Raw genomic sequence first — 20,431 nt, 5'->3', positions numbered from 1 at the left:
TATTCCAACCTTAGCAGAACTTGCGAGTGAAAAAGCTACCCACAATTGAGCAACAATGGGTAGATTTGTCCAAGAATCAAGTTACAGTTTCTAGCCCCCAATTTTCTTCGGCAATTTCTTGAATCACGATATGCGTATGCTCTGGTTTCTTGCCCAGAATCCGCCCAAGTGAATCAGTCACTTCGGCTACGAGCTGAGCTTTCTGCTCCCTCGTGGCCCCTTTGGTAATCTGGATATTGACGTATGGCATAGTCATTGGTGCGACAGAATTTTTGGATTGTATCAACTAGGCAAAACCGCCATTTACCCCTAGATTTTGGCCAGTCACCCAACTCGCTGATTCACTGGCCAAAAACAGCACCACCCGAGAAATATCGACTGGCTCACCAATCCGGCCCAGTGCCGACATGGCGGCTAATCGCTGGATGGTTTCTTCGCTTTTCCCCTCTAAAAACAGATCGGTATTGGTCGGCCCGGGCGAAATCGAATTCACGGTGATGCCCCGCGCGCCGACCTCCTTGGCAAAGACCCGCGTTAACTGCTCAACGGCGGCTTTCGTGGCGGAATAAACGCCATAGGTTGGTAGCATTAGGCGAGTCACGGACGAAGAAAAATTGATCGCGCGACCATTCGCTTCTAGCCGCGTGGCGGCCTCTTTTAGACCGAGAAAAACGCCTTTGACATTGATTTGAAAAATCCGATCGAAATCTTCCTCCGTCGTATCTTTCACTAATTTGTAGATATTGATGCCCGCGTTGTTAACTAAAATATCAACCTTGCCATACTGGGTAATCGCCGCATCAAACAGAGCCGTCATATCGCTCGGTGAGGCGACATTGGCACGCACAGCGATCGCCTGCCCTCCAGCGCTTGTAATCTGATCCACCACCGCTTTAGCAGCCGCTTCACTCCCTGAGTAGTTAACAATCAGGCTGCACCCAGCTTTGGCCAAATCCTGGGCAATGATGCTGCCAATACCCCGCGAAGAGCCGGTCACGATCGCGACTTTACCTGATAAATTGTTCATCGACTTTAACCTCCCTAAATAACATGGGAACTAATCCGACTTATCATAGATCAACCAACTATTGACCAATTTAGTTTGTATCAGTTTCTACTGTTCTTGATAATTCCAGAGCAGACCGCCATCGACAAAGAGCGTCGTGCCGGTGACATAATCAGCATCAGCAGAAGCCAAAAAAGCCACCATGGCGGCCACATCTGCCGGTTGCCCCAAGCGCTTTAGGGGAATATTTTGCAGCAGGGCGTTGAGTTTGGTGGGATCATTCAGGAGTTTGGTGTTGATCGGCGTTTCGATCGCCCCCGGCGCCACATTATTAATCGTGATCCCCAACGGCGCTAACTCTACGGATAGATTGCGGGTGAGCATTTTTAAGGCTCCTTTGCTAGCACAGTACGCGGCAAAATGCGGAAACGGCAACTCTTCATGCACCGAGCTAATGTTGATTACTTTACCGGGATGCGACACGGCCATGCAATGCTGCACAAAAGCTTGAATGGCAAAAAATATCCCCTTCAGATTCACATTCATCACCGCATCGTAATCAGCTTCGGTGACATTCCAGAAATCGGCATTTTTCTCAATGCCCGCATTATTGACCAAGATATCAAGCTGCCCAAAGTGGTCAACGCTTTCTGACACCAGGCGCTGGACATCGGCGAGGTTGCCCGTATCGCCTTGCAGCGTGAATCCATCCACCATGTGACATTTGCCCCCAGCGGCTTTTACCTGGGCCAGCGTGGCCTCCGCACCTTCCGGGTGGGAGCGGTAGTTAATCACGACGCTAGCGCCCTCCTGGGCTAAGCAAATGGCGATCGCCTGTCCAATGCCTTGACTACTGCCTGTCACTAGCGCTACTTTTCCTTCCAGTTTCATGGTTTTAGTCCTCAAGGATAGATAGGGGTTGACTGAAATAAAACGGAAATAATCGATCTTGTGATCGAGCTTGGGCAATCAAACCAGCTCTAGTTCGGATTAAATTTTTGAGTGATTAAGGACAAGGGGATTGGGTCATGCTTAAATCTTGTAAACGCTTTATAAGCGGCCCATGTGACCACTTTGATAGGCGACAATGGCTCTTTGGATCTCCTCATCTGTGTTCATCACAAAGGGACCTTGAGAAACAACTGGCTCGTTCAGGGGTTCGCCTGCTCCGAGGAGGTAATGCAAGCCAAGCTCATTGGCTTGTACGATCGCAGTTTCGCTTCCTTGTTCAAGCAGTGCGACATCCAGGGCTTCTAAGTGCGATCGCCCTGCCCCAAACTCGCCGCTCCCCTGAATCACATGCACAAAGGCATGGTGGGAAGGCAGCAGGGTATGGATAATTTTTCCCAGCGGTGGCAGCGTTACATCCAACAATGTCACGGGAGTCAAAGGCTGGAGGGGAGATTCCAACCCAAAGGCAGAGCCAACCACCACTCGCGCTTTACCGCCTGTGGGATTGACATATTCCGGCACCAAGGCTGAGTCTAAATGCAGCGCAACAGGCTGGCTCCACTTGTGCTTCGCCGCTAAATTGACGAAGATTTGTGCCCCATGACAGAGTGTGCCTGGCGGACTGGGAATTTCTTCGTGCATTAGTCCGCTACCTGCTTGAGTCCAGTGTAAATCGCCGGGATGAATGAGGGCGCGATCGCCTAAACTATCCCGATTTTGAAACGATCCTGCTGAATCCTCAAACATGTAAGTAACAGCAGAGAATCCGGCATGGGGATGGGGCGGGAAGATCGGTGCCCGCATATAAAAATGATCCAACTGGATAAACGGATCGATACTATCCCCCAGATTGTGCCGCCCCAGACTGTAAGCGCGGAATTCTGGGCGATCGCTCATTACCTCCGCTCGGATAATTTGAATGACGCGACGTTGTTCTACTTGTACCTGCATCCGCTGGGTCTCCTGCTCAATTACATTAGTTTGGCGAGTATTTCTTCATACATGATGGTTTGAATCGTCTGTCCGGTACCTTCCGACCACGAATTAGCCAATTCTGCCATCACTTGATTCGTTGAAGTCAGGGTGACACCATGCTTTTCCATTCTTCTCAGGGCAGTTTCATCCGCGATCGACGTGGGGGAACCCCCGGCATCCACTACCACCTGCACTTCAAAGCCGTCTTCGACTGCACTGATGGCAGGAAAGACGATGCAAACGTCATTGGTTAAACCCGCCATAATCAATTTTTTTCTGCCTGTTGCCAGGACTGCATTTCTGTAATCGTCGTACTCCCAGCAGTCCACCACGCCCGGACGTTTTACTCGTTTCTCGTAGGCAACTGGCGCGATTTTCTGTAAATCGTCGAGCAGTAATCCTTGAAAATTAGCTTCCATGCTGCTGGTCAACACAAGCGGCATTTCAGTTTCTACTGCCGTGCGAGCCAAGGCGCGGGTATTTTGCACGATATCCTCACGGGGTAAGTTAAGCGCGAGTTTGATAGTACCTTGCTGATGGTCGATCAACAACATCACTGCATTTTCGATCGTAAATTTGTTTTTCATTGTTGCTCTCTACGGGTTAATACCAGACTTCAACAGGATGGAACTAGAGTTTCGTGTGGGCACCGTCGCAGAAAGGCGCATTACCTGAATGTTTGCAAAGGCAAAGAGCAACCTGCTTAGGTTCAGCGAGTTCAAAGGTGACAGGTGTAAAGGTTGTACCTTTGTGCCCGCCATCGCAGAAGGGCTGATTGGCTGACAAACCGCAACTACACCAGTGGTAATTGCCAGCTTCTAGGGATATGACCATCGGCTTTTTATCGAAAACCGTAGGTTCTGTCGAGATCGATTCAGACATGGATATTTCTCCTAAATAATTTCTAAGCAAACATTGCTAAAATTTCCGGTGAAGGAGAAATGTTACCCTTTGCCAATAGGTCCCGATCTCTCAATGCGGCAGCGACACGAGCAACATTTGCGCCATGATGCCAAGCGGCTTGCATCATTTCTTCGGTAATGCCAACGGGTTCCATTTGCGAGCCGCCAGAACGACCATGCGGCCCCCAATGCATTCCTGCCACTTGGAAGCCTGGTGTTGTTTTGGGTAGTGTCACGAGAATCATTCCTGCCGCCGCAAAAGCACCTAACAATCCCAACTGAGCTAATTCGGAACCTGCGCCACAATCGCCGTAGCCACCGCCGACGGTAAAGACACCGCCAACTTTACCTACCATTTCGTCCGTTAACCACAGTTTCTCGCAGACCTCCTCAATGAACTTCTTGACTCGTGCATCAGCAGTCCGATGACGGACGGGAGAACCCATGACGATCGCATCGGCGACGCGCACATCATCGGCTGTCGCTTCAGATGCTTCTTTGCAGATAACTTCTGTGCCTTCAACAGAACGCGCTCCATTCGTAATAGCTTCAGCCATTCGCTTGGTGTTACCAAAGCTTGAGGTATACACGATTAAAACTTTTGTCATTCTTTTTCCCTTTGTATTGATGAGACTGGCGATCTCTCTAGCAATCCTCGATCCCAATGGGCTAAATTTGCTGCCGCCTCATAGGTGCTTTGCAGAAACATCATTAGCGTTGCTTCTGGATCGGCTGCCTGCCGGACAACTTCATAGCGCATTACCCGCAACCACCGTTAAGTTTTTATGGGAGACAGAAAAGCGGGATGGATCGCGAGTAATTGCCGTCAATGTATGTCCTCGCTGCAAGGCTTCATTGAGAATTCGACTGCCGATCGTACCAGTTGGGCCAAACATGATGAGTTTCATACAATCTCTCCGGTTAATTCAGGTCGTTAAATCGTTTGACGCAATCTTTCCGTTAGTTTTATTCTCTATAGTCCCTCCAGTATTCTTAACATTTCATGGATTGATATATTAGGGGCAATCTTGATTACCAAGACAGCAATATCGGTCCACCAAACCTTCTCATTTCAGCAAAGAACTTACCTTGTGCGCCATCCTCTGGAAGACTTGCTAGATACACAGCCGTTTCGGCTCCTCGATCGGCTGTAAACGGTGCATTCGAGCCACCCATATCTGTTACTTATCCCTCTTGTCGGCTAGGGACACCAACAGATGAATCTGTGGGTAGAGGTCTAGCTGGAGCAATATAGGGAAATTCAGTCCTTAGATCGATCGGCGGCGGGACTTTATTCTGAAGTAAAGTATTGAAGAACAGCGTGTAAACGACTGTGCCAAAATCATCTTGTAACCTCCGCCCATTGATGCCGGCAAACCCAAAACTGGCTGGAAGCAGTGGGTTAAAAGGAAGAACATCGGGAAATGACCAGTTTGCTACCATCTGTCCGTAATTTGCAGGTCGATCGGTGCTCTGTGCTACGTGACAAATTTGAGTGACTAAGCTGATTACAGGCTGAGCAAAGTTGTCATAGTCTGTGTCTGGGTCGGTCGAATTGTAGCGTAATGATCCTTCAGGGTTATCATTGAATGTTGCCGCGAAATTGGGCTTGCCACAGCGATTCACCTGCGTCCAATGTCCGTGATCGTTGGCTGCAACCGTTGCATAAAAACTAAATGGTGTATTTGAGATGCGATCGAGGGGCAGTTCAGCAACGATCGCTAGAACATTAGTTGCTCCCGTTGTACTGGCTCCAGTGCTGAAACTTTCGGCATCCCAGACATTATTTTGGATGGCATTATCGAGACAAACACGGGCAGCAACCGCATCCAGGAAGAAAGGATCGCCTGCCAACCCTGTCCAGATCCGTCCTAGATTGGCAATAGGCGCAACCTCATTCACAGTCCCCTGCCCTAACTCTTGCCCTGTAGCGTGATGATCGCGGGCTGCTTCGCCGCTGAGGTAAGTGAGAGACCAAGATTGGGGGTTAGCATCTCCCTGAAAAACAAATCTGAAAACAACGTCAGATTTTGCATCGCCATCGGTATCAAACCGAAATTCGTAGGCTGTTTCAGGTCTAAAAGTATCCCATTGGGGTTGACCTGTAAACGGTGAAGGCAACCCAGCTAAAGGGCTAATAGTCATCACCGCGACAATCTTCTGGGGATCGTCGGCATTGAACAAATAAATGTCGCAGATGTTGATCCGGCTGTCTTGCCGAGATTCTGGCGAATCAAAATGGTGACTCATGCAATTTTTGGGGTGATGAGGACAAATGATTATTGAGCGAAAAGCTCTGCGGTACCTGTGTAGGGAAGTAACGGAATAACTTCAAATTGCATGACACCTGCTTGCGCCATCGGTAACTGAGCAATCATCGCGTTGATTTCTTCAACGTTATTTGCCTCGCATAACAATACAGCACCACTCTTATCAGCAATGTAGTGAATCGAGCGTAGACGATCGCTGGCATAAAGTTCCCAAACTTTTGCCGCCTCTGGCTTGACAACGGGTAAAACCTGTTCAATTTTGGTTTCAGCTTTAACACGTCCGACGATCAAAAATTGCACTGATTCACCTCATTGATAGACATATTCAACTTGCCAAGTTTCAGGAGTCTGCTGGTGCAATTGCCAATACACCTGGGCGATCGCATCGGGGTCAAATTTCGTGTCTGGGGCGATGGTTCCACAAATTGTCACAGTCGCCAGATGAATTCCGTCTGCTTTCAATTCTTCTGCTAAACCCAAAGCAAGATACCGGATTGCCGCCTTACCAATACCGAGCGAAATTAATTGAGGACTAGGATAGAGTGCCAAGCCGCCGCCCGTTAATAGAATCGTGCCGCTTTTTTGTTGCTGCATCCCAGGCAATACCTGTTGAATCGCGCTGATGGCTCCGGCAGCATTAACCTTGAAGTCTTGCACTAAATCTTTAGTAGTCAGACTCATCACAGAATCTAGTTTGAGCAGAGCTGCATTGTAGATCAAAACATCAGGATGACCGATCTGCTGCTGAACCTCGGTAAAGGCCGCTGAGATTGAGGCAGAATCAGCCGCATCAACCTCAAATCCAGTTGACACAATTCCGGCATCACTTAAGATTTTGGTGTATTCAGTCAACGCCTCTGGACGACGGGCTAAGAGTGCCATTTGATATCCTTCTAGTCCAAACCGCCGAGCAAGAGCCAAGCCAAGCCCTGGCCCCACACCCACCAAAGCACAAATTTTGTTCATCGGCTCACCTCATTCCACAAGGAGACATTGATCGTGACATTTAGAGCATGAAAATCCACCTGAATATTTTCGTGCTGTGCTAACTGGCGAGCGATCGCATAGCCTAGCCCTTTGTGACTGCCAGTAATGATTGCTACTTTCTGCATGATGGTCATCAACAACTCCCGATCAAATTTTGAATACGATTCGCCGTACCAACCCTTAAACTATTTGGTGAGTATGGGCAAACTGCTTTGGTTTGTTAAGCTTAATATTGAAGCTATCTTCTGAAAGATTTCTGAATTCAACCGCTCGATTTCCTGAATTTATCCTAAAAGTATCCTCAGTTAAATTTCAGCAATTTCTCAGAATCCGATTGCAGCCAGCAAATTGGGATACAACCCACTGTACAGAGAATCTTTCCAATCGTTACTACACCAAGAGATGATGTTTTTGCTATCCAATCGGTAGTTTTTTACCTACCCATTTAGGTAGTTTTCTATGTTTTGCAAAATTATCGATCGAATTTTTTAAGATAACTACATAGTGAAAATCGTTGCACAAAGTTGGATTATGACCTCAATCCAGCGAAATTTGTGCAATCTGAAATTGACTGTTCGATCGACTCCATCAATACGGGCACTTCAGCGGAATATCGGCACGATCGGGATACACCAGCCAAGCTGAGGTGTTAAAATCTGTTCGTCAGTTTGCGATCGGAAATTATGCTGGTACACTATCTGCACGGCAAGTGCGATCGAGGTTGAAACCATGTCCGAGCATCAAAAATCGCCTTCCTCACCAAAATTATCTGCCGTGCTTGAAGCAGATTATCAAATACTACATAGGCGAAATCGGCTCTTGGAAGCCTCGGCCAACGCAACCAGTGTTTTACTGACGGTGGAGAACTTTGATGAAGCGATCGATACTGCCCTGCAAATCATTGTCGAAGGTGCAGGATGCGATCGCATTAATGTGCTAGAAGGTAACTTCGATCCTTTATCCGATCGCTCATCAAGCGTGCCAACCTACCATACCGCGATCTATGAGTGGACTAGACCTGGCATTATGCGACAGATGGATAGCCTGGAAACTGGGCGCATCCCTTCAGCCGGAATCGAAGCATTTCTGGAACGATATTATCTTCATGGGGATGGTTTTGGCGGACTCTTAGCAGATTGGGTCGAACCTTTACGTAGTTTCTATGCCGCCGTTCGAGTCCAGTCTAGTTATTCTGTGCCGATTCGGGTCAAGGGTCAGTGGTGGGGCGTGTTGTGCTTGAATTATTGTCGAGCAGCGATTGAGATCGGTGCGGCAGAAGTCGCCGTTTTGCGATCGATCGCTGATTGTATTGGTAGTGCGATCCAGCGCGATCGCACGCAAAAAATCATCCTCCAAGCGGAACAGGTGCGCGTTGCCGAATTGGCTAAAGCAAATCATTTGCTCAAGCAAACCGTGGATTTGTTGGCAACAGAACCCGACCTCAATCGCTTTTTGGACTATGTGCTCAAAGCCTTTTCCGAACAGTTTGATGCCCCACTGATCCAGTATTGGGAGAGTCCAGAACCGGGCGATATTGCCTATCTTAGGCTTGCTTGCCGTAACGGACAAATTCTCACAGCAGCCGATTTGCCCAATGATTGTCTGGTGACAGGTGTCCCAATCCTACCGGAACTAGCTGGGTACGGAAATTTCCAAACTCGTCAGCGTTACTATGTCATCGAAGATATCCCTACCGATCCGATCGAACTAGCGCTCTTCTCACCGCTGAATTTTGATTTGGAAACCTGGTGTACGGAGCATGGCATCAGGAAAATGATTAACATCGCGCTGATGTGGTCTGAAAAGGCTACGAGTTCGCTGATACTTTATTTTCCCAGCGATCGCCATTTGAGCGATCGACAAATCGAGCTAATGTGTGCGCTAGCACAGCAGGTGACTCTGGCCATTCAACTGACACAATTGGCAGAAATTAAACAATCAGAAGCGATCGCGCGCGCGCAGGAACAAGCTGCACACGAAAGCGTTACCGAATTGGTCAAGGCAAACACAGCTCTTAAACAATCTCTTGATACCCTCGCCACCGATCCGGATCTCGATCGCTTTATTGGATATACCCTCAAACTCATTGCCGAGCAATTAGATGCCCCACGCATTGAATATTGGGTGCATTCCGATCGAGAAGATCGGGCTTATTCCTATTTAACCTACTGCCAAGGGCAAACTCTCAAATCGAGCGACCCATCTGCACAAGTCGGGTTAGATGTGACACCATTTCTCGACATTCCCCTCAAAGTCGGCAACACGAACATCGGCACTTTGACCATCTACTTATCCAGTTATCACACCTTTGCTGGGCAAACTATCGAACTGGCTCATGCCCTAGCCCAACAGCTCACCTTTGCCATTGAACTGACCCGTTTTGCCGAAGAAGCCCAACAAGCGGCATTGCTGCAAGAACGCACTCGGATGGCGCGGGAAATTCACGATACTCTCGCCCAAGCTTTTGGCGGAATTTCGATGCAGTTACAGGCGTTCGACTACTTTGCCGCGACTCAACCAGAAAAAGCGCAGACTCATTTGCTGACGGCTCAAGCTCTAGCGCGAGATGGCTTGGCTGAAGCCCGCCGATCGGTTTGGACGCTATATTTGGAAACATCCGAATACGAAGATCCCGCTCGGACGATCGCCAAATTTATCGAACAAACGATGTCCAGACAATCGGTGCCCATCGATCTGGCGATCGATGGCAGCCCCCGCCGTCTCCATCCCGATTTGGGACTTAATTTGCTTCGTATTGCCCAAGAATCGATCGCCAATGCTCTGCGCCATGCCCAACCCCAAACCATCCAAATCCGCCTCAGCTACAGTCTCCAAAATCTGCAAATGACTATTCGCGATGATGGCTGTGGCTTTGAGGCGCAATCTCCCTCGCCGGGATTTGGCTTGATGGGGATGCAGCAACGGGCAGCCAGGATTGGAGCCACCTGGCACCTAGTTAGCCAGATCGATCGAGGTACCAGCATTACTGTCACTCTCGCCCATCCAGAAACCCCCTAAAATTATCGCGATCGAATATGCCTGAATCTCCCAAAACCATCCGACTGCTGGTTGCCGACGACCACCCGATCGTCCGTCAAGGCTTAGTCGCGATTTTAAATGACCAGCCCGATATGAATGTCGTTGCCGAAGTCAATAATGGACAACAGGCGATCGAACAGTTTCGCATTCACCAGCCCGATGTTGCTATTCTGGATTTGAAGATGCCAGAAATCGGCGGCGTAGAGGCGATCGACACCATCCGAGCTGAATTTTCCACTGCCGCCATTATCATGTTCTCGATCTATGAGACGGATGAGGATATCTATCGAGGGCTGCGGGCTGGAGCCAAAGCTTACCTACTCAAAGATACGCCCTGCCAGGAAATTTTAGAAGTGATTCGGACTGTCAGCGGGGGACAACGCTACATCCCAGCAGAAATTGGCACTAAGTTGGCGGCACGGATGGAGCGAGCGGATCTGAGCGATCGAGAAAATCAGGTGTTGGCGTTAATGGCTCAAGGTAAAAAAAATAAAGATATTGCTGGCGAACTAAACATTTCTGAAAATACTGTCAAGTTTCATGTTACCAATGTCACGCTCAAACTCGGTGCTAGCGATCGTACTCGCGCTGTAGTCAATGCTCTTCAGCAAGGCATTATTAAGTTGTAGTTGCGATCGAAAAGCGAATCGAATACGCGATCGAATTTGGTTGGATCGCCGCAACCCACTTCCCTCTCACGGTCTATAGAACCTATTTGAGATCTCTCGAACTATGGGCGATCTCCAACTCTCATCGGTTATGGAAACACAAAGCGAAAGTAACTGAATATTTATCTGTCTAATGGCTTGCGCTTCACCGGACGGCAATAATGTTTGCATCATAACTGATAGCGTATGTCTCCGTTCCGTGTCCAAGCGCTTGTTAGCTTCTTTTGTCATGAGGGCCGAGGAAACGTTCACCATTAAAGTGAACTAGATGGTCTGGGTTATCGGCAATCCACACTTCAGTTTCCCATGCAATATCAGCCGCATTCTTGCGAAATTCAGCACGGTCTGGAAACGCTGTCACATAAACAAGACCAACCTTACAATCTTTGAAGGCTTCTTCAAGTTCAACCCAACGCTTTGGGGATATAGGGCCATGACTGGTAACTGCTTCAATCAAAAACAGCCATTCTCGGTCTTCGTCATACACTACAATATCTGGCAATTTGTCATGTGACATTGGGGGGACACCCAATGATTCCAGGTATTCGGCTTCTAAGAACATCAGCTTTCCGCCTTCTTTTCGACTGCTAGCGGTATCACCAATGTATAACAATCGACCGCCAGCACCGATGAAGCGCGAACAGAATTCGTGAACAATGTCGGCGTGAAGCTGATTATGCTTACCAGGTGACAGTGTGATGGTTTCACCGCTTGGTAAGCTAATTGGAATTTTGTGCAGATCGAGAGCGCGTTCATATTGTGCCTTCAATTCAGGCACCGCATCCTTGTAATCTTGAACTTTCCCCAACCAGCCGCCGTGTGGGTATTCCGCCAGAATCTCCAACATTGACTGATTCAATGAATAGTTATTGTCTTTGCTGTTGGTTGCTCGCGTGGGGTCATCTCGGTTTCGATCGACAATACGGGCTTGCTCGAATTGATGAAGTGTTTGTCTTCTGATGGTTTCGCGACTGTTCGGCTTATAGTCCATTCCATATTCATTACGGATGAATTCCATGATGTTCACGGTTGGCAAAAGCGGTGCTGTTGATGAACTCCAGTCATCTAAAGGTTTTATATTAGCCAGTGCCAAAAAGACCCATGCCGATCGATCGTTACACTGTGCTTTGGGCAGCCCCAAGGCAGTCAATAATGCTTTTGCTTCATTTAGTTTTTCTTGTTGTTGTGCCGTAAATTCCAAATTTCCCCCCTTATATTGAAGCTACTACACCAAGAACTCGATTCACGATCGAATCAATTTTAGCCGTTTCAAAAAGTTTAAGCTTGTGTACTTGATCACCAATTTTCTTCACTTGGTCACGAGATGGAAATTTCATTACCCTGATTTCAGTAGCATTAACTTGTGTATTCCCCGAAATGCACCTGAAATAATTATCCATGAATGATGAATTAAAGATAGTCGCAAGACCATAGGCTTCAATATTGGATAATTCACCACCTAATACACCGATATAATTAGTCTTGTTACCAAAGCCAATCAATTCACAATCGTGCATATTGGCAAGGTGAACGCTAGCAACTAAGCGCCGTTTTTCGTCTTTGGATGAAAAACGTTTTAGCAACACATAAGTACCATTTTTCATCGTATGTTTGTCATGCTCTTCATTAAGCCTGAAGGCTACATCTTTCTTGTGATTACCTATCCAAGTTGCAGTTAATGGTGTCACATTATGTGGACGGTAAAGCGGAACTGTATTTTCAGCACTCGTGTCTTCAGTGATGTATTGGCGGGCACGATGTTCGACCACACGACCAGTCGAAATAAAATATCCAGCACCTTCAAAAGTGGTTTTTAAAGTTTCAGCTTGCTTCAAAATACTAGCCGCAGAAGCTGATTCAGGAATTCTAATTAGTCTTTGATCGTTTGAAGGATCGACAATTAAATGAACCGGATATTGTTTTTCCTCAGCATTGTTGATGCTGGCATCGCAGTCACTCGATCTAACTGTTATGGTGTCGGCATTACTGCCTTTAACGAAGTAGCAAATAATGTTTTCTTGAAGCACTGTTGAGTCATCATTGTTAAACACCTTGTCTCGGTGTTTGAAAATATGAATTAATCTCAGTGCTGATTCAGTTAGCAAGTATTCACGAAAACCCTTGAAATATAGTCCATTTGTGAAGCTGCGAGGTGTTATCGTTACCATTTGACCGCCAGCCTTCATGCAAGCCATTACAACTGCCATGAACGAAGCATATATATTCGGATCGCCGTGATACAAATCGGCTACCGCTCTGGCATAAGGTGAATCTTTCGCACTATATTTAAAGTATGGCGGGTTGATTACTGATATATCAAAGGGCTGAAAAGTTTTTTCTTTATCTGGTCTAGCAATTATAAAGTCTTCACAGCAAATTTCGTAAGTAAATGTTCCTAGTTGTTCGCAAAACAAACACTGAACGATATTCAGCGTCTGTTTAAGGCTGGCAACTGCCTCGGAATCTAGTTCATATAGTACAGCATGAACGGCCTTACAACCCATACTCAAGCAATAGAAAGCAGTAGATGCGGCTAATATACCAGTTCCTGCGCCAGCATCAAGTATGCGAATAGTCTTACTTTTGGGCTTGACAATCAGAGATGCCATGTAATCGGACACGACGAATCCTGTGAAGAACTGCCCTAATATCTTCCTGCTTTCTAATGATTTAGATCTGAGAAATGCACTTTGAAGGCTAATAATATCGTCTTTTGGATCAATAAGTGCTTGCCGATTCAACTATTTTCACCCTTGCCTATAAGTTTTATAAGCATTATCTCTTATTTGACTCAATTTATTTAGGATCTTGTGTAGCTAACTAGTTATTAGACGGAAACTTTCCCTATAATACACCAAAATAGAGTGATAGACGGAAAAATTTCCGCCCAAAGCCTAATGTCCTGCTATGACTTTCCGTATGTCATCCTAGATCGGCGTGATATACAGAAACTTTCCAGATATCACCCCAAATCGGGATATTAAACGGCTCTCCTGGGTATTCGGTAAGTGAAGCCTATATGACTCCTGACGACTCCTGGCATGAGTTTCAATACTTGTACCGGGGAAATTTTGTAGATTGAGATACAATTTGCACCATAAAGCCAGGAGCCCTTTTGCTTCCAGTAAGCGTAATGCTCGATTGGATAGGCATAAACGGCTTTCTCGGCACCACCATGAACGGTCAAATCTGCCTGCTTGTCGCCATCTAAATTGAGCGATCGCATCATCACTCGTCCTGCCACTGGCTGCTTGAAAATACCAGTCGTGACCTGTTTTCGCTTCCAGGTGACTTCGCGTGGCAATCCAACACAAACGGAAATTAGTTTCATCAGGGAACCCCTTCGATGATTACTTCCTGAAACTCTAACGCAGTTTTCTGATTTTGGCATACGCTTTTTGAAATTGAGAAACCCACCTATTTAGGTAGGCAAAAAACCAACAATAGTGGAGTAAGAAAATCATCATCTAGTGTAGTAATGATTGGAAAGATGCTCTGTAAAGTGGAAGTTATCCCAATCTGCTGCAATAGCAATTGCGACTCTTATCTCATGGCTTTATCCCCCAACCCCGATCGATTAACACCGCCAGTGAGTAGCCGAGATCGTTGTCAAGGCAGCACCACCGCCAAAGTAACGCTGGTACAGTATGGCGACTATCAATGTCCGATCTGTCAATCAGCGCATGGCATCATCCCCTCGATTCAAGCACAGATGGGCGATCGCCTGCGGTTTGTATTTCGGCATTTTCCGCAGTCGCAGATTCATCCCGAAGCTTACCATGCGGCTGAAGCTACCGAAGCTGCTGCCGCACAAAATAAGTTTTGGGAAATGCACGCTTGCTTATTCGAGCATCCATCTCAACTTGCTGATAGTAATCTAGTCGAATATGCGATCGCGCTCGATCTGGATGTCGATCAGTTTTTACAAGAAATGTCTACCGATCGACATGTGGCACGGGTACAAGCGGATCTTGATAGTGGTATCGACAGCGGTGTGATCTCAACACCCACATTTTTTATCAACGGGGTGAAATACAATGGCGATCGCAGTTTAGAGACACTGCGAGATGCTGTTTTGCAAGCCGATCGTCAATGAGGAGAAATTAGATTAATCGATCTGGTTCACATCCAGGTAACGATTGTGATTAGTCATTATTATCCATCGCAAAAGTGCGTCGCTTGTCGAATCTTTGTGTTCTTCGCTAAAATTGTTCTTAGCATGGAATATGCTATATTAAACCTGTTTACCTTGACAGATTAGGCTCTCTAACATTAGGAAAGCTTTCAAAATTGCGCCGTACCCAATCCATCCCAACTTCATTATTTAGTTTAATTTTCTGAGGCGTATCAGGATAAATTTTTCCTAAAATATCCGCATCTTGATCCACAACAACCTTGCCAAAATTGAGATACGTTCCCCCCAACAGCTTAAATATAGGATGCTTTGCTTGACCAAATAGCAAAATATAAGTCCGCGTCCGATTCTCGGCTTCTGGTACGAATATATGACACTGGGCAGCTTTGCCGAATGGCATTTCTCCATGAAAAATTACTAAGCATGGGAAATGATTTTCTAAATGAGCTTTAAAGGTGCTCGGCAGTAGCAATAAATCTGGCTTTCTGAGCTTTTCTGCCAAACTGTAAGGCGCGGTAGGCATATCGTAAAACGCATGGGATTTATGTCCTTCATCGATGAATTGATGAAATTCGACATCGGTAATCCTAAACAAGTCTCGGTGAGTGCCGTTTTGGTGATTGTAGTCGTGCATATTCAGCAGCATCGTCAGCAAATCTGTCTCGATACTGCGATCGGCAGTATGCCCGATAAAGTAGTAAGTTTCGGCGATTTCCTGGAGCACATTGGGAATTGGAACTTGTGGCTCGTATCCGCCATAAGACCAAATGAAGTCACCTTGAATAATCAAATCTAACGGTTTTAGTAAGGGCAATGTTTTCTGCTTCGATCCGGGCAATACAGTGCAGCCGCCCGCATCAAATTTCAGGGCATGGAAGGGGCAGACGACACCGCTTGTGCGATCGCCCTCAGCTTCGCACCATCCTTCCGACAGCATTGCTCCCATATGCGGGCAAGCGTTGGGCAAGGCATTGATGCTTCCATCAGGATCTTTCCACATTACATAATCGCTGCCATACAAGGAAATTTTGCGAGGCTGGTTCGGTGTCAGCATCGACTTATGTGCCAACAACCAAGGCGCACCGGGAAGCATAGACTGCATGGTGTTCTCCTTTAGACCTAAAATTGTGAGAGATTTGTCGCTTTTCTAGAATATGACAAAAGATTCGCATTCGTCAAGCAGTTTGCGCCGTCAACCGAAACAGCAGCGTGGTAAAGAAAGAGTCGAAAAAATCTTGGATGCAGCAGCAGCAGTGTTTGATGAGGTGGGCTATTCCGAGGCGACGACTCATCTAATTGCAGCAAAAGCAGGGACAGCCATTGGTTCTCTGTATCAGTTTTTTCCTGATAAAGCTGCCATTTTTAATGCAATGGAACTGCGTCATGCCGATCGCGTTAAGGCGATGTGGGCCCAGACGAACACACCAGAAATCGTTCAGTTACCGCTGCGTGAAATGATTCACACCCTCGTGACTGCTGTTGCAGAGATGTTTGAACAGCCTGTATCGCGGGTGGTATTCGTGCAGTTTTATATAGCGCCGGAGATTTTCCAGTCGATCGATGAAAGTATGACTCAGGAGGCGATCGACTTTATGGCGAGTCTTTTGCAGCAGAGAAATCCCAGCTTGCCGGAGGTGCAATGCAGCCTGTTCGCGGAGGTTTGCGTTCACAGCAGCAATGCCGTCATTCTCTCGGCACTTCGCAACCCGGATTTACAGCATCGCCAACAACTGGTACAGCAGATTGAGGATTTGTTGGTGTCGTATTTAGAGCCATATGTCGGGGAAAGTCGGTTGAGCCATGTAATGAAAGTAATGAAATGTCCTCATTGTCGATCGCAGCAATTGTCCAAAAATGGGTATCGACGGGGGAAGCAGTGCTATCGCTGTAAGGAATGTGGCAAACAGTTTGTCGAGAATTCAGTGCGTTGAATCGGACACAATCTGAGTTGTAGTTTTCCATACTCGATCGCAATATCCAACACTTCAAAATTACATGATTTGTCGATCGCCCTTCAATTTGGTACGAGTGCTATCATAGACGGGAACTTGAGACCCAAATGGAATTTATATGTATAATCCAACTGCTTTTCAAGAAGACAATATTGATAAACTCGTTGCTTTCATGAGAGCAAATAGTTTTGCAACATTGGTATCGAGCGCAGACGGTGTACCTTGTGCTTCACATATTCCTCTCGTCATTACAATAGAAGAGGATGTCGTAAAATTGAGCGGTCATCTTGCGAAGCAAAATCCTCAATGGCAAGCATTTGGATCTACTGAGTCATTGGCTATTTTTACCGGGGCGCACGCTTACATTTCCCCTGCACAGTATGAAAAACATGAGAGCGTGCCAACATGGAACTATATTGCTGTTCATGCCTATGGTGTTCCCAAAATTATCATGCTCAATGACTCACCAAAAGCAATGAACACGATGATAAATCAGATGATCGACACCTACGATGTTGACTATCAATCGCATTGGGACGGTTTATCCAATCAATTCCGTGAAGGGATGATGGATGGTATTGTAGGATTTGAGATGGCTATAACTCGACTGGAAGGAAAGTATAAGCTCAGTCAAAACCGCAGCCAAGCCGATCAAAAAAATGTGTCTGACACATTGCTACAGAGTTCAGATCCTGCCGCTCGTGCTGTGGGTGTCGAGATGAAACAGAATCTGGAAGCAAATTAAACAGTCGATCGGATCAAGGGAAAATCAAACATTTAGCTTTAAGTAATTTTGATGATATTTTAGATCGATGTACTGTGGGGTTAAATCGTTGATATTAGGCTGAGAGTAAGAGTGTTTTATTTGATACTTTATGCTACGGAAGTCGATCGGCTAAACACGATTTTCGAGAAATCCAGGGATTGATATCAGTCGATCTGGCACTGCGGCGATGAATACCAGTGGTGAGTGGGTTGCGAAAATTAATCGATATGATGAGGCAGAAAGACACAAAAGGTATATCATAACCTTAAATCAGATCATTTCTTCCCAGATATGTTCTACTGCTCGAATCCAAGGTGCTCTCATCCTTTCAATCCCGACAAATCTAAATTTTGTCAAAGTTGCGGCCAGCCCGACCTCACGCCTCTATTCAGAAACCGCTACCGCGTGATTCGACTGTTGGGGGAGGGGGGATTTGGCAGAACTTATGAAGCGGTAGATATCGATCGCATGGACGATCCCTGCGTCATCAAGCAGTTTATGCCCCAAGTTCAGGGAACATCAGCACTTGAAAAGGCTACAGAACTGTTTAAGCAAGAAGCGAAACGACTTTACGAACTCGGCGAACATCCCCAAATTCCTCGATTAATTGCTTATTTTGAACAAGACAAGCGACTTTATTTAGTACAAGAATTGATTGAGGGGCAAAATTTACTGGCTGAATTAACTCAGCAGGGAGTTTTTAGCGAAGAAAAAATTTGGCAGTTGCTGGCAGATATTTTGCCGATTCTGAAATTTGTGCACGATCGCAATGTCATTCACCGAGACATCAAACTTGAGAATATCATCCGCCGTCGCACCTCCCCCAATCCATCTCTAAATGCGGCAAATTTTAGCAATTCCGCTTTTCGGAGGGGAGCACGGCGAGAGTTAGTTTTAATTGATTTCGGCGTTTCAAAACAAGTGACTGGCTCGCTGATGAGCCAAGTAGGTACGACGGTAGGAACGCCCGGATATTCGCCGGTAGAACAAATGCGAGGTCAAGTTTTCCCCGGAAGCGATTTGTACAGTTTGGGGATAACTTGCCTGAGGCTGCTAACTCAATGTTTGCCAAAAATTGACGGTTCCGATGACCTTTACGATCCGATAAATGGCGGCTGGATTTGGAGAGAAAGGTTGCCCGCAGGTACAAAAATCAGCAGCGAGTTGGCAACAATTTTAGATAAATTAATTCAAGATTATCTCAAAAACAGATATCAATCTGCTGATGAAGTCATCAAAGCTTTAAATCTCTATTCTTTACCTCCCCAACCCCATTTTGGTAAGGGCGGACAACTTACGTTAAATTCTTCTCAGACCAAGGCAGCCCTACCTCCCCTCAATGCTTATCTAACCGAGGGAGGAAAGCTTGCTATCAATACCCCGATCAATCACAGCGCCCAAATCAACAGCAATATCTCTGTGAATTCAAGGGTAAAATCTAACACAAATCCGCCTCACAACCAGGGAACACCAAAGATTTCTGCTGTTAAAAGCAGTTTTGAATTTCAGGTGGTGACAGTAGACAATCGCGGGCAGCAAACTGATGTTAAAAGTGGCAAAACACATTTTTTTGAAGAACATCTCGGCCGCAATACAATCATGGAAATGGTATCTGTTCCTGGCGGTACTTTCCTGATGGGTACCCCAAAAGATCGGGGTGACAGTGACGAAAAACCGCAGCACTCAGTAACATTAGCACCTTTTTGTATTGGCAAATTTCCAGTCACTCAGGCACAGTGGGCAGCCGTTGCAGCGCTACCGGAAATTAAAATATATCTCAATCCCGATGCTGCCCGTTTTAAAGGTGTAAATCGACCGATAGAAAATATATCTTGGTATGAAGCGATGGAGTTTTGTGCTAGACTTTCTCGCAAAACTGGTAAGCATTATCGCTTGCCTAGCGAGGCCCAATGGGAATATGCTTGTCGGGGGGAAACTTCGGGGCCGTTTCACTTTGGGGAAACGATTACTAGCGAGTTAGCAAATTACAACGGAAATTCTAATTACGCTGATGCGCCGAAGGGAGTTTATCGCTTTCAAACTACAGATGTTGGTAGTTTTAAACCCAATGCTTTCGGATTGTATGATTTGCACGGAAATGTGTGGGAATGGTGCGCGGATGCTTGGCACAATAATTACAACGGTGCGCCTGTTGATGGCAGTGTTTGGGAGTCGGGCGGCGACTTTTCGCTGAGGTTGTTGCGGGGGGGTTCTTGGAACGATCATCCTCCGAATTGTCGCAGCGCGTGCCGCCTCAGATATCAGCCTGATTGTAAGGCTAGTATTGTGGGTTTTCGAGTGGTTGTTCCTGTGGTTTGATTTGTAGTCAGTTGTTAGTTGTTATATCAATTTTTTATGAGGCTGCTCCCGAATCTGATCCCCCCTAACCCCCCTTAATAAGCAGGGCGGTTTTATTATCGTCAGACAAATTAGGTACGTAGTTGCGCTTCAGCGCTCTTTATAATATTAGGAAAGAGCGCAAAGATCGCAACTACGTAGGGCTTGCTGAATAAGCCTAAAACCCTTACCTGAAAAGGCTTTGACTCGCGTTCGGCACTGACAATGTGTTAGACTATGAGCTAAAATTAGTCAAAAGCCATGCACAGCATCACTTTCCTTCATGTACCGAAAACTTGACTAGGGCCCCAAAAGAACCTTCCAACTTTGATCTACCCTTCGAGGGACAATTATCAGAGAATAATCGTTGGGTAATCATGGCAAAAATAATTCCATGGTCAGAATTTTTGTTGATGAATATGCCCAAAAATTCACCTGTTCAA

23 protein-coding genes and 2 pseudogenes are annotated in these 20,431 nt (G+C 46.4%); 7 read left to right on the top strand and 18 right to left on the bottom strand.

The genetic code is table 11. The annotated features are described in order from the left end of the window. Positions 1 to 76: 76 nt before the first annotated feature. The 14 genes from JGK22_RS27060 to JGK22_RS27000 all read right to left on the bottom strand — a co-directional run bounded on the left by JGK22_RS27060 (position 77) and on the right by JGK22_RS27000 (position 7,225). Positions 77 to 256, bottom strand: a complete 180-nt coding sequence (locus tag JGK22_RS27060; protein WP_293198707.1) for a 4-oxalocrotonate tautomerase family protein — start codon at positions 254 to 256, stop codon at positions 77 to 79. Positions 257 to 286: 30 nt separating this feature from the next. Next, positions 287 to 1,027: an SDR family oxidoreductase gene (locus JGK22_RS27055; protein ID WP_293193351.1), complete on the bottom strand. Its 741-nt coding sequence runs from the start codon at positions 1,025 to 1,027 to the stop codon at positions 287 to 289. An 87-nt stretch (positions 1,028 to 1,114) separates the two neighbouring features. Continuing rightward, the gene (locus tag JGK22_RS27050; RefSeq protein WP_293314158.1) at positions 1,115 to 1,975 is read right to left on the bottom strand and encodes a glucose 1-dehydrogenase; all 861 of its coding nucleotides are present in this window, start codon (positions 1,973 to 1,975) and stop codon (positions 1,115 to 1,117) included. A gap of 81 nt (positions 1,976 to 2,056) precedes the next feature. Then, entirely contained in the window at positions 2,057 to 2,908 is an 852-nt protein-coding gene (locus tag JGK22_RS27045; RefSeq protein WP_293219909.1) for a pirin-like C-terminal cupin domain-containing protein, read from the bottom strand. 20 nt (positions 2,909 to 2,928) lie between these two features. After that, a complete protein-coding gene (locus JGK22_RS27040; RefSeq protein WP_293193349.1) occupies positions 2,929 to 3,519 on the bottom strand; it encodes an isochorismatase family protein in 591 nt (196 codons plus the stop codon). Between the two features lie 43 nt (positions 3,520 to 3,562). After that, complete coding sequence (locus tag JGK22_RS27035; protein WP_293186165.1) at positions 3,563 to 3,814, bottom strand: CDGSH iron-sulfur domain-containing protein; 252 nt, start codon at positions 3,812 to 3,814, stop codon at positions 3,563 to 3,565. Positions 3,815 to 3,836: 22 nt separating this feature from the next. Beyond that, positions 3,837 to 4,424, bottom strand: coding sequence for a flavodoxin domain-containing protein (locus tag JGK22_RS27030; RefSeq protein WP_293225909.1), 588 nt, complete (start codon positions 4,422 to 4,424; stop codon positions 3,837 to 3,839). Positions 4,425 to 4,438: 14 nt separating this feature from the next. Continuing rightward, a complete protein-coding gene (locus JGK22_RS33345) occupies positions 4,439 to 4,543 on the bottom strand; it encodes a hypothetical protein (protein WP_363319233.1) in 105 nt (34 codons plus the stop codon). A 40-nt stretch (positions 4,544 to 4,583) separates the two neighbouring features. Further along, on the bottom strand, positions 4,584 to 4,742 hold the full coding sequence (locus JGK22_RS27025; protein WP_293186162.1) for an NAD(P)H-binding protein: 159 nt from the start codon (positions 4,740 to 4,742) through the stop codon (positions 4,584 to 4,586). A gap of 124 nt (positions 4,743 to 4,866) precedes the next feature. Then, positions 4,867 to 5,010, bottom strand: a complete 144-nt coding sequence (locus JGK22_RS27020; protein ID WP_293186161.1) for a hypothetical protein — start codon at positions 5,008 to 5,010, stop codon at positions 4,867 to 4,869. Between the two features lie 9 nt (positions 5,011 to 5,019). After that, entirely contained in the window at positions 5,020 to 6,084 is a 1,065-nt protein-coding gene (locus tag JGK22_RS27015; protein WP_293231862.1) for a DUF4331 family protein, read from the bottom strand. A 29-nt stretch (positions 6,085 to 6,113) separates the two neighbouring features. Then, a complete protein-coding gene (locus JGK22_RS27010) occupies positions 6,114 to 6,404 on the bottom strand; it encodes a muconolactone Delta-isomerase family protein (protein WP_293186157.1) in 291 nt (96 codons plus the stop codon). A gap of 9 nt (positions 6,405 to 6,413) precedes the next feature. Beyond that, the gene (locus tag JGK22_RS27005; RefSeq protein ID WP_293186155.1) at positions 6,414 to 7,070 is read right to left on the bottom strand and encodes an SDR family NAD(P)-dependent oxidoreductase; all 657 of its coding nucleotides are present in this window, start codon (positions 7,068 to 7,070) and stop codon (positions 6,414 to 6,416) included. Next, positions 7,067 to 7,225 (bottom strand): hypothetical protein, encoded by a 159-nt coding sequence (locus tag JGK22_RS27000; RefSeq protein ID WP_293186153.1) that lies wholly within the window; start codon positions 7,223 to 7,225, stop codon positions 7,067 to 7,069. Before JGK22_RS27000 ends, JGK22_RS27005 begins: the two co-directional genes overlap by 4 nt. A gap of 595 nt (positions 7,226 to 7,820) precedes the next feature. On the opposite strand from JGK22_RS27000, the gene JGK22_RS26995 reads away from it, so the two are divergent. Further along, a complete protein-coding gene (locus tag JGK22_RS26995; protein WP_293314156.1) occupies positions 7,821 to 10,109 on the top strand; it encodes a GAF domain-containing sensor histidine kinase in 2,289 nt (762 codons plus the stop codon). Between the two features lie 17 nt (positions 10,110 to 10,126). After that, complete coding sequence (locus JGK22_RS26990; RefSeq protein WP_293314154.1) at positions 10,127 to 10,759, top strand: response regulator transcription factor; 633 nt, start codon at positions 10,127 to 10,129, stop codon at positions 10,757 to 10,759. A gap of 253 nt (positions 10,760 to 11,012) precedes the next feature. Here JGK22_RS26990 and JGK22_RS26985 read toward each other — a convergent pair whose 3' ends face one another. The 3 genes from JGK22_RS26985 to JGK22_RS26975 all read right to left on the bottom strand — a co-directional run bounded on the left by JGK22_RS26985 (position 11,013) and on the right by JGK22_RS26975 (position 14,129). Continuing rightward, positions 11,013 to 11,999 (bottom strand): BsuBI/PstI family type II restriction endonuclease, encoded by a 987-nt coding sequence (locus JGK22_RS26985; RefSeq protein ID WP_293186147.1) that lies wholly within the window; start codon positions 11,997 to 11,999, stop codon positions 11,013 to 11,015. Positions 12,000 to 12,009: 10 nt separating this feature from the next. Then, positions 12,010 to 13,539, bottom strand: a complete 1,530-nt coding sequence (locus tag JGK22_RS26980; protein ID WP_293193344.1) for an Eco57I restriction-modification methylase domain-containing protein — start codon at positions 13,537 to 13,539, stop codon at positions 12,010 to 12,012. Between the two features lie 239 nt (positions 13,540 to 13,778). Next, entirely contained in the window at positions 13,779 to 14,129 is a 351-nt protein-coding gene (locus JGK22_RS26975) for a hypothetical protein (RefSeq protein WP_293186144.1), read from the bottom strand. Positions 14,130 to 14,348: 219 nt separating this feature from the next. Here JGK22_RS26975 and JGK22_RS26970 point away from each other — a divergent pair, with 219 nt between their 5' ends. After that, complete coding sequence (locus JGK22_RS26970; RefSeq protein WP_293186142.1) at positions 14,349 to 14,894, top strand: DsbA family protein; 546 nt, start codon at positions 14,349 to 14,351, stop codon at positions 14,892 to 14,894. A 148-nt stretch (positions 14,895 to 15,042) separates the two neighbouring features. On the opposite strand, the gene JGK22_RS26965 is transcribed toward JGK22_RS26970, so the two are convergent. Further along, the gene (locus JGK22_RS26965; RefSeq protein ID WP_293314152.1) at positions 15,043 to 16,035 is read right to left on the bottom strand and encodes a Rieske 2Fe-2S domain-containing protein; all 993 of its coding nucleotides are present in this window, start codon (positions 16,033 to 16,035) and stop codon (positions 15,043 to 15,045) included. Positions 16,036 to 16,087: 52 nt separating this feature from the next. Here JGK22_RS26965 and JGK22_RS26960 point away from each other — a divergent pair. The 4 genes and pseudogenes from JGK22_RS26960 to JGK22_RS26945 all read left to right on the top strand — a co-directional run. Next, positions 16,088 to 16,690: pseudogene (locus JGK22_RS26960) on the top strand (TetR/AcrR family transcriptional regulator); the annotation flags it as partial. A 57-nt stretch (positions 16,691 to 16,747) separates the two neighbouring features. Next, positions 16,748 to 16,852, top strand: a pseudogene (locus JGK22_RS26955) (IS1 family transposase); the annotation flags it as partial. Positions 16,853 to 17,003: 151 nt separating this feature from the next. Further along, on the top strand, positions 17,004 to 17,630 hold the full coding sequence (locus JGK22_RS26950) for an FMN-binding negative transcriptional regulator (protein WP_293193341.1): 627 nt from the start codon (positions 17,004 to 17,006) through the stop codon (positions 17,628 to 17,630). Between the two features lie 312 nt (positions 17,631 to 17,942). After that, the gene (locus JGK22_RS26945; RefSeq protein WP_293186136.1) at positions 17,943 to 19,970 is read left to right on the top strand and encodes an SUMF1/EgtB/PvdO family nonheme iron enzyme; all 2,028 of its coding nucleotides are present in this window, start codon (positions 17,943 to 17,945) and stop codon (positions 19,968 to 19,970) included. Positions 19,971 to 20,431 lie beyond the last annotated feature (461 nt).

It is taken from the genome of Microcoleus sp. PH2017_08_TRC_O_A, from assembly GCF_020738665.1.
Taxonomy (GTDB): domain Bacteria; phylum Cyanobacteriota; class Cyanobacteriia; order Cyanobacteriales; family Microcoleaceae; genus Microcoleus.
The sequence above is the reverse complement of the archived record's forward strand: the minus strand, read 5'-3'. Positions and strand labels throughout refer to the sequence as shown.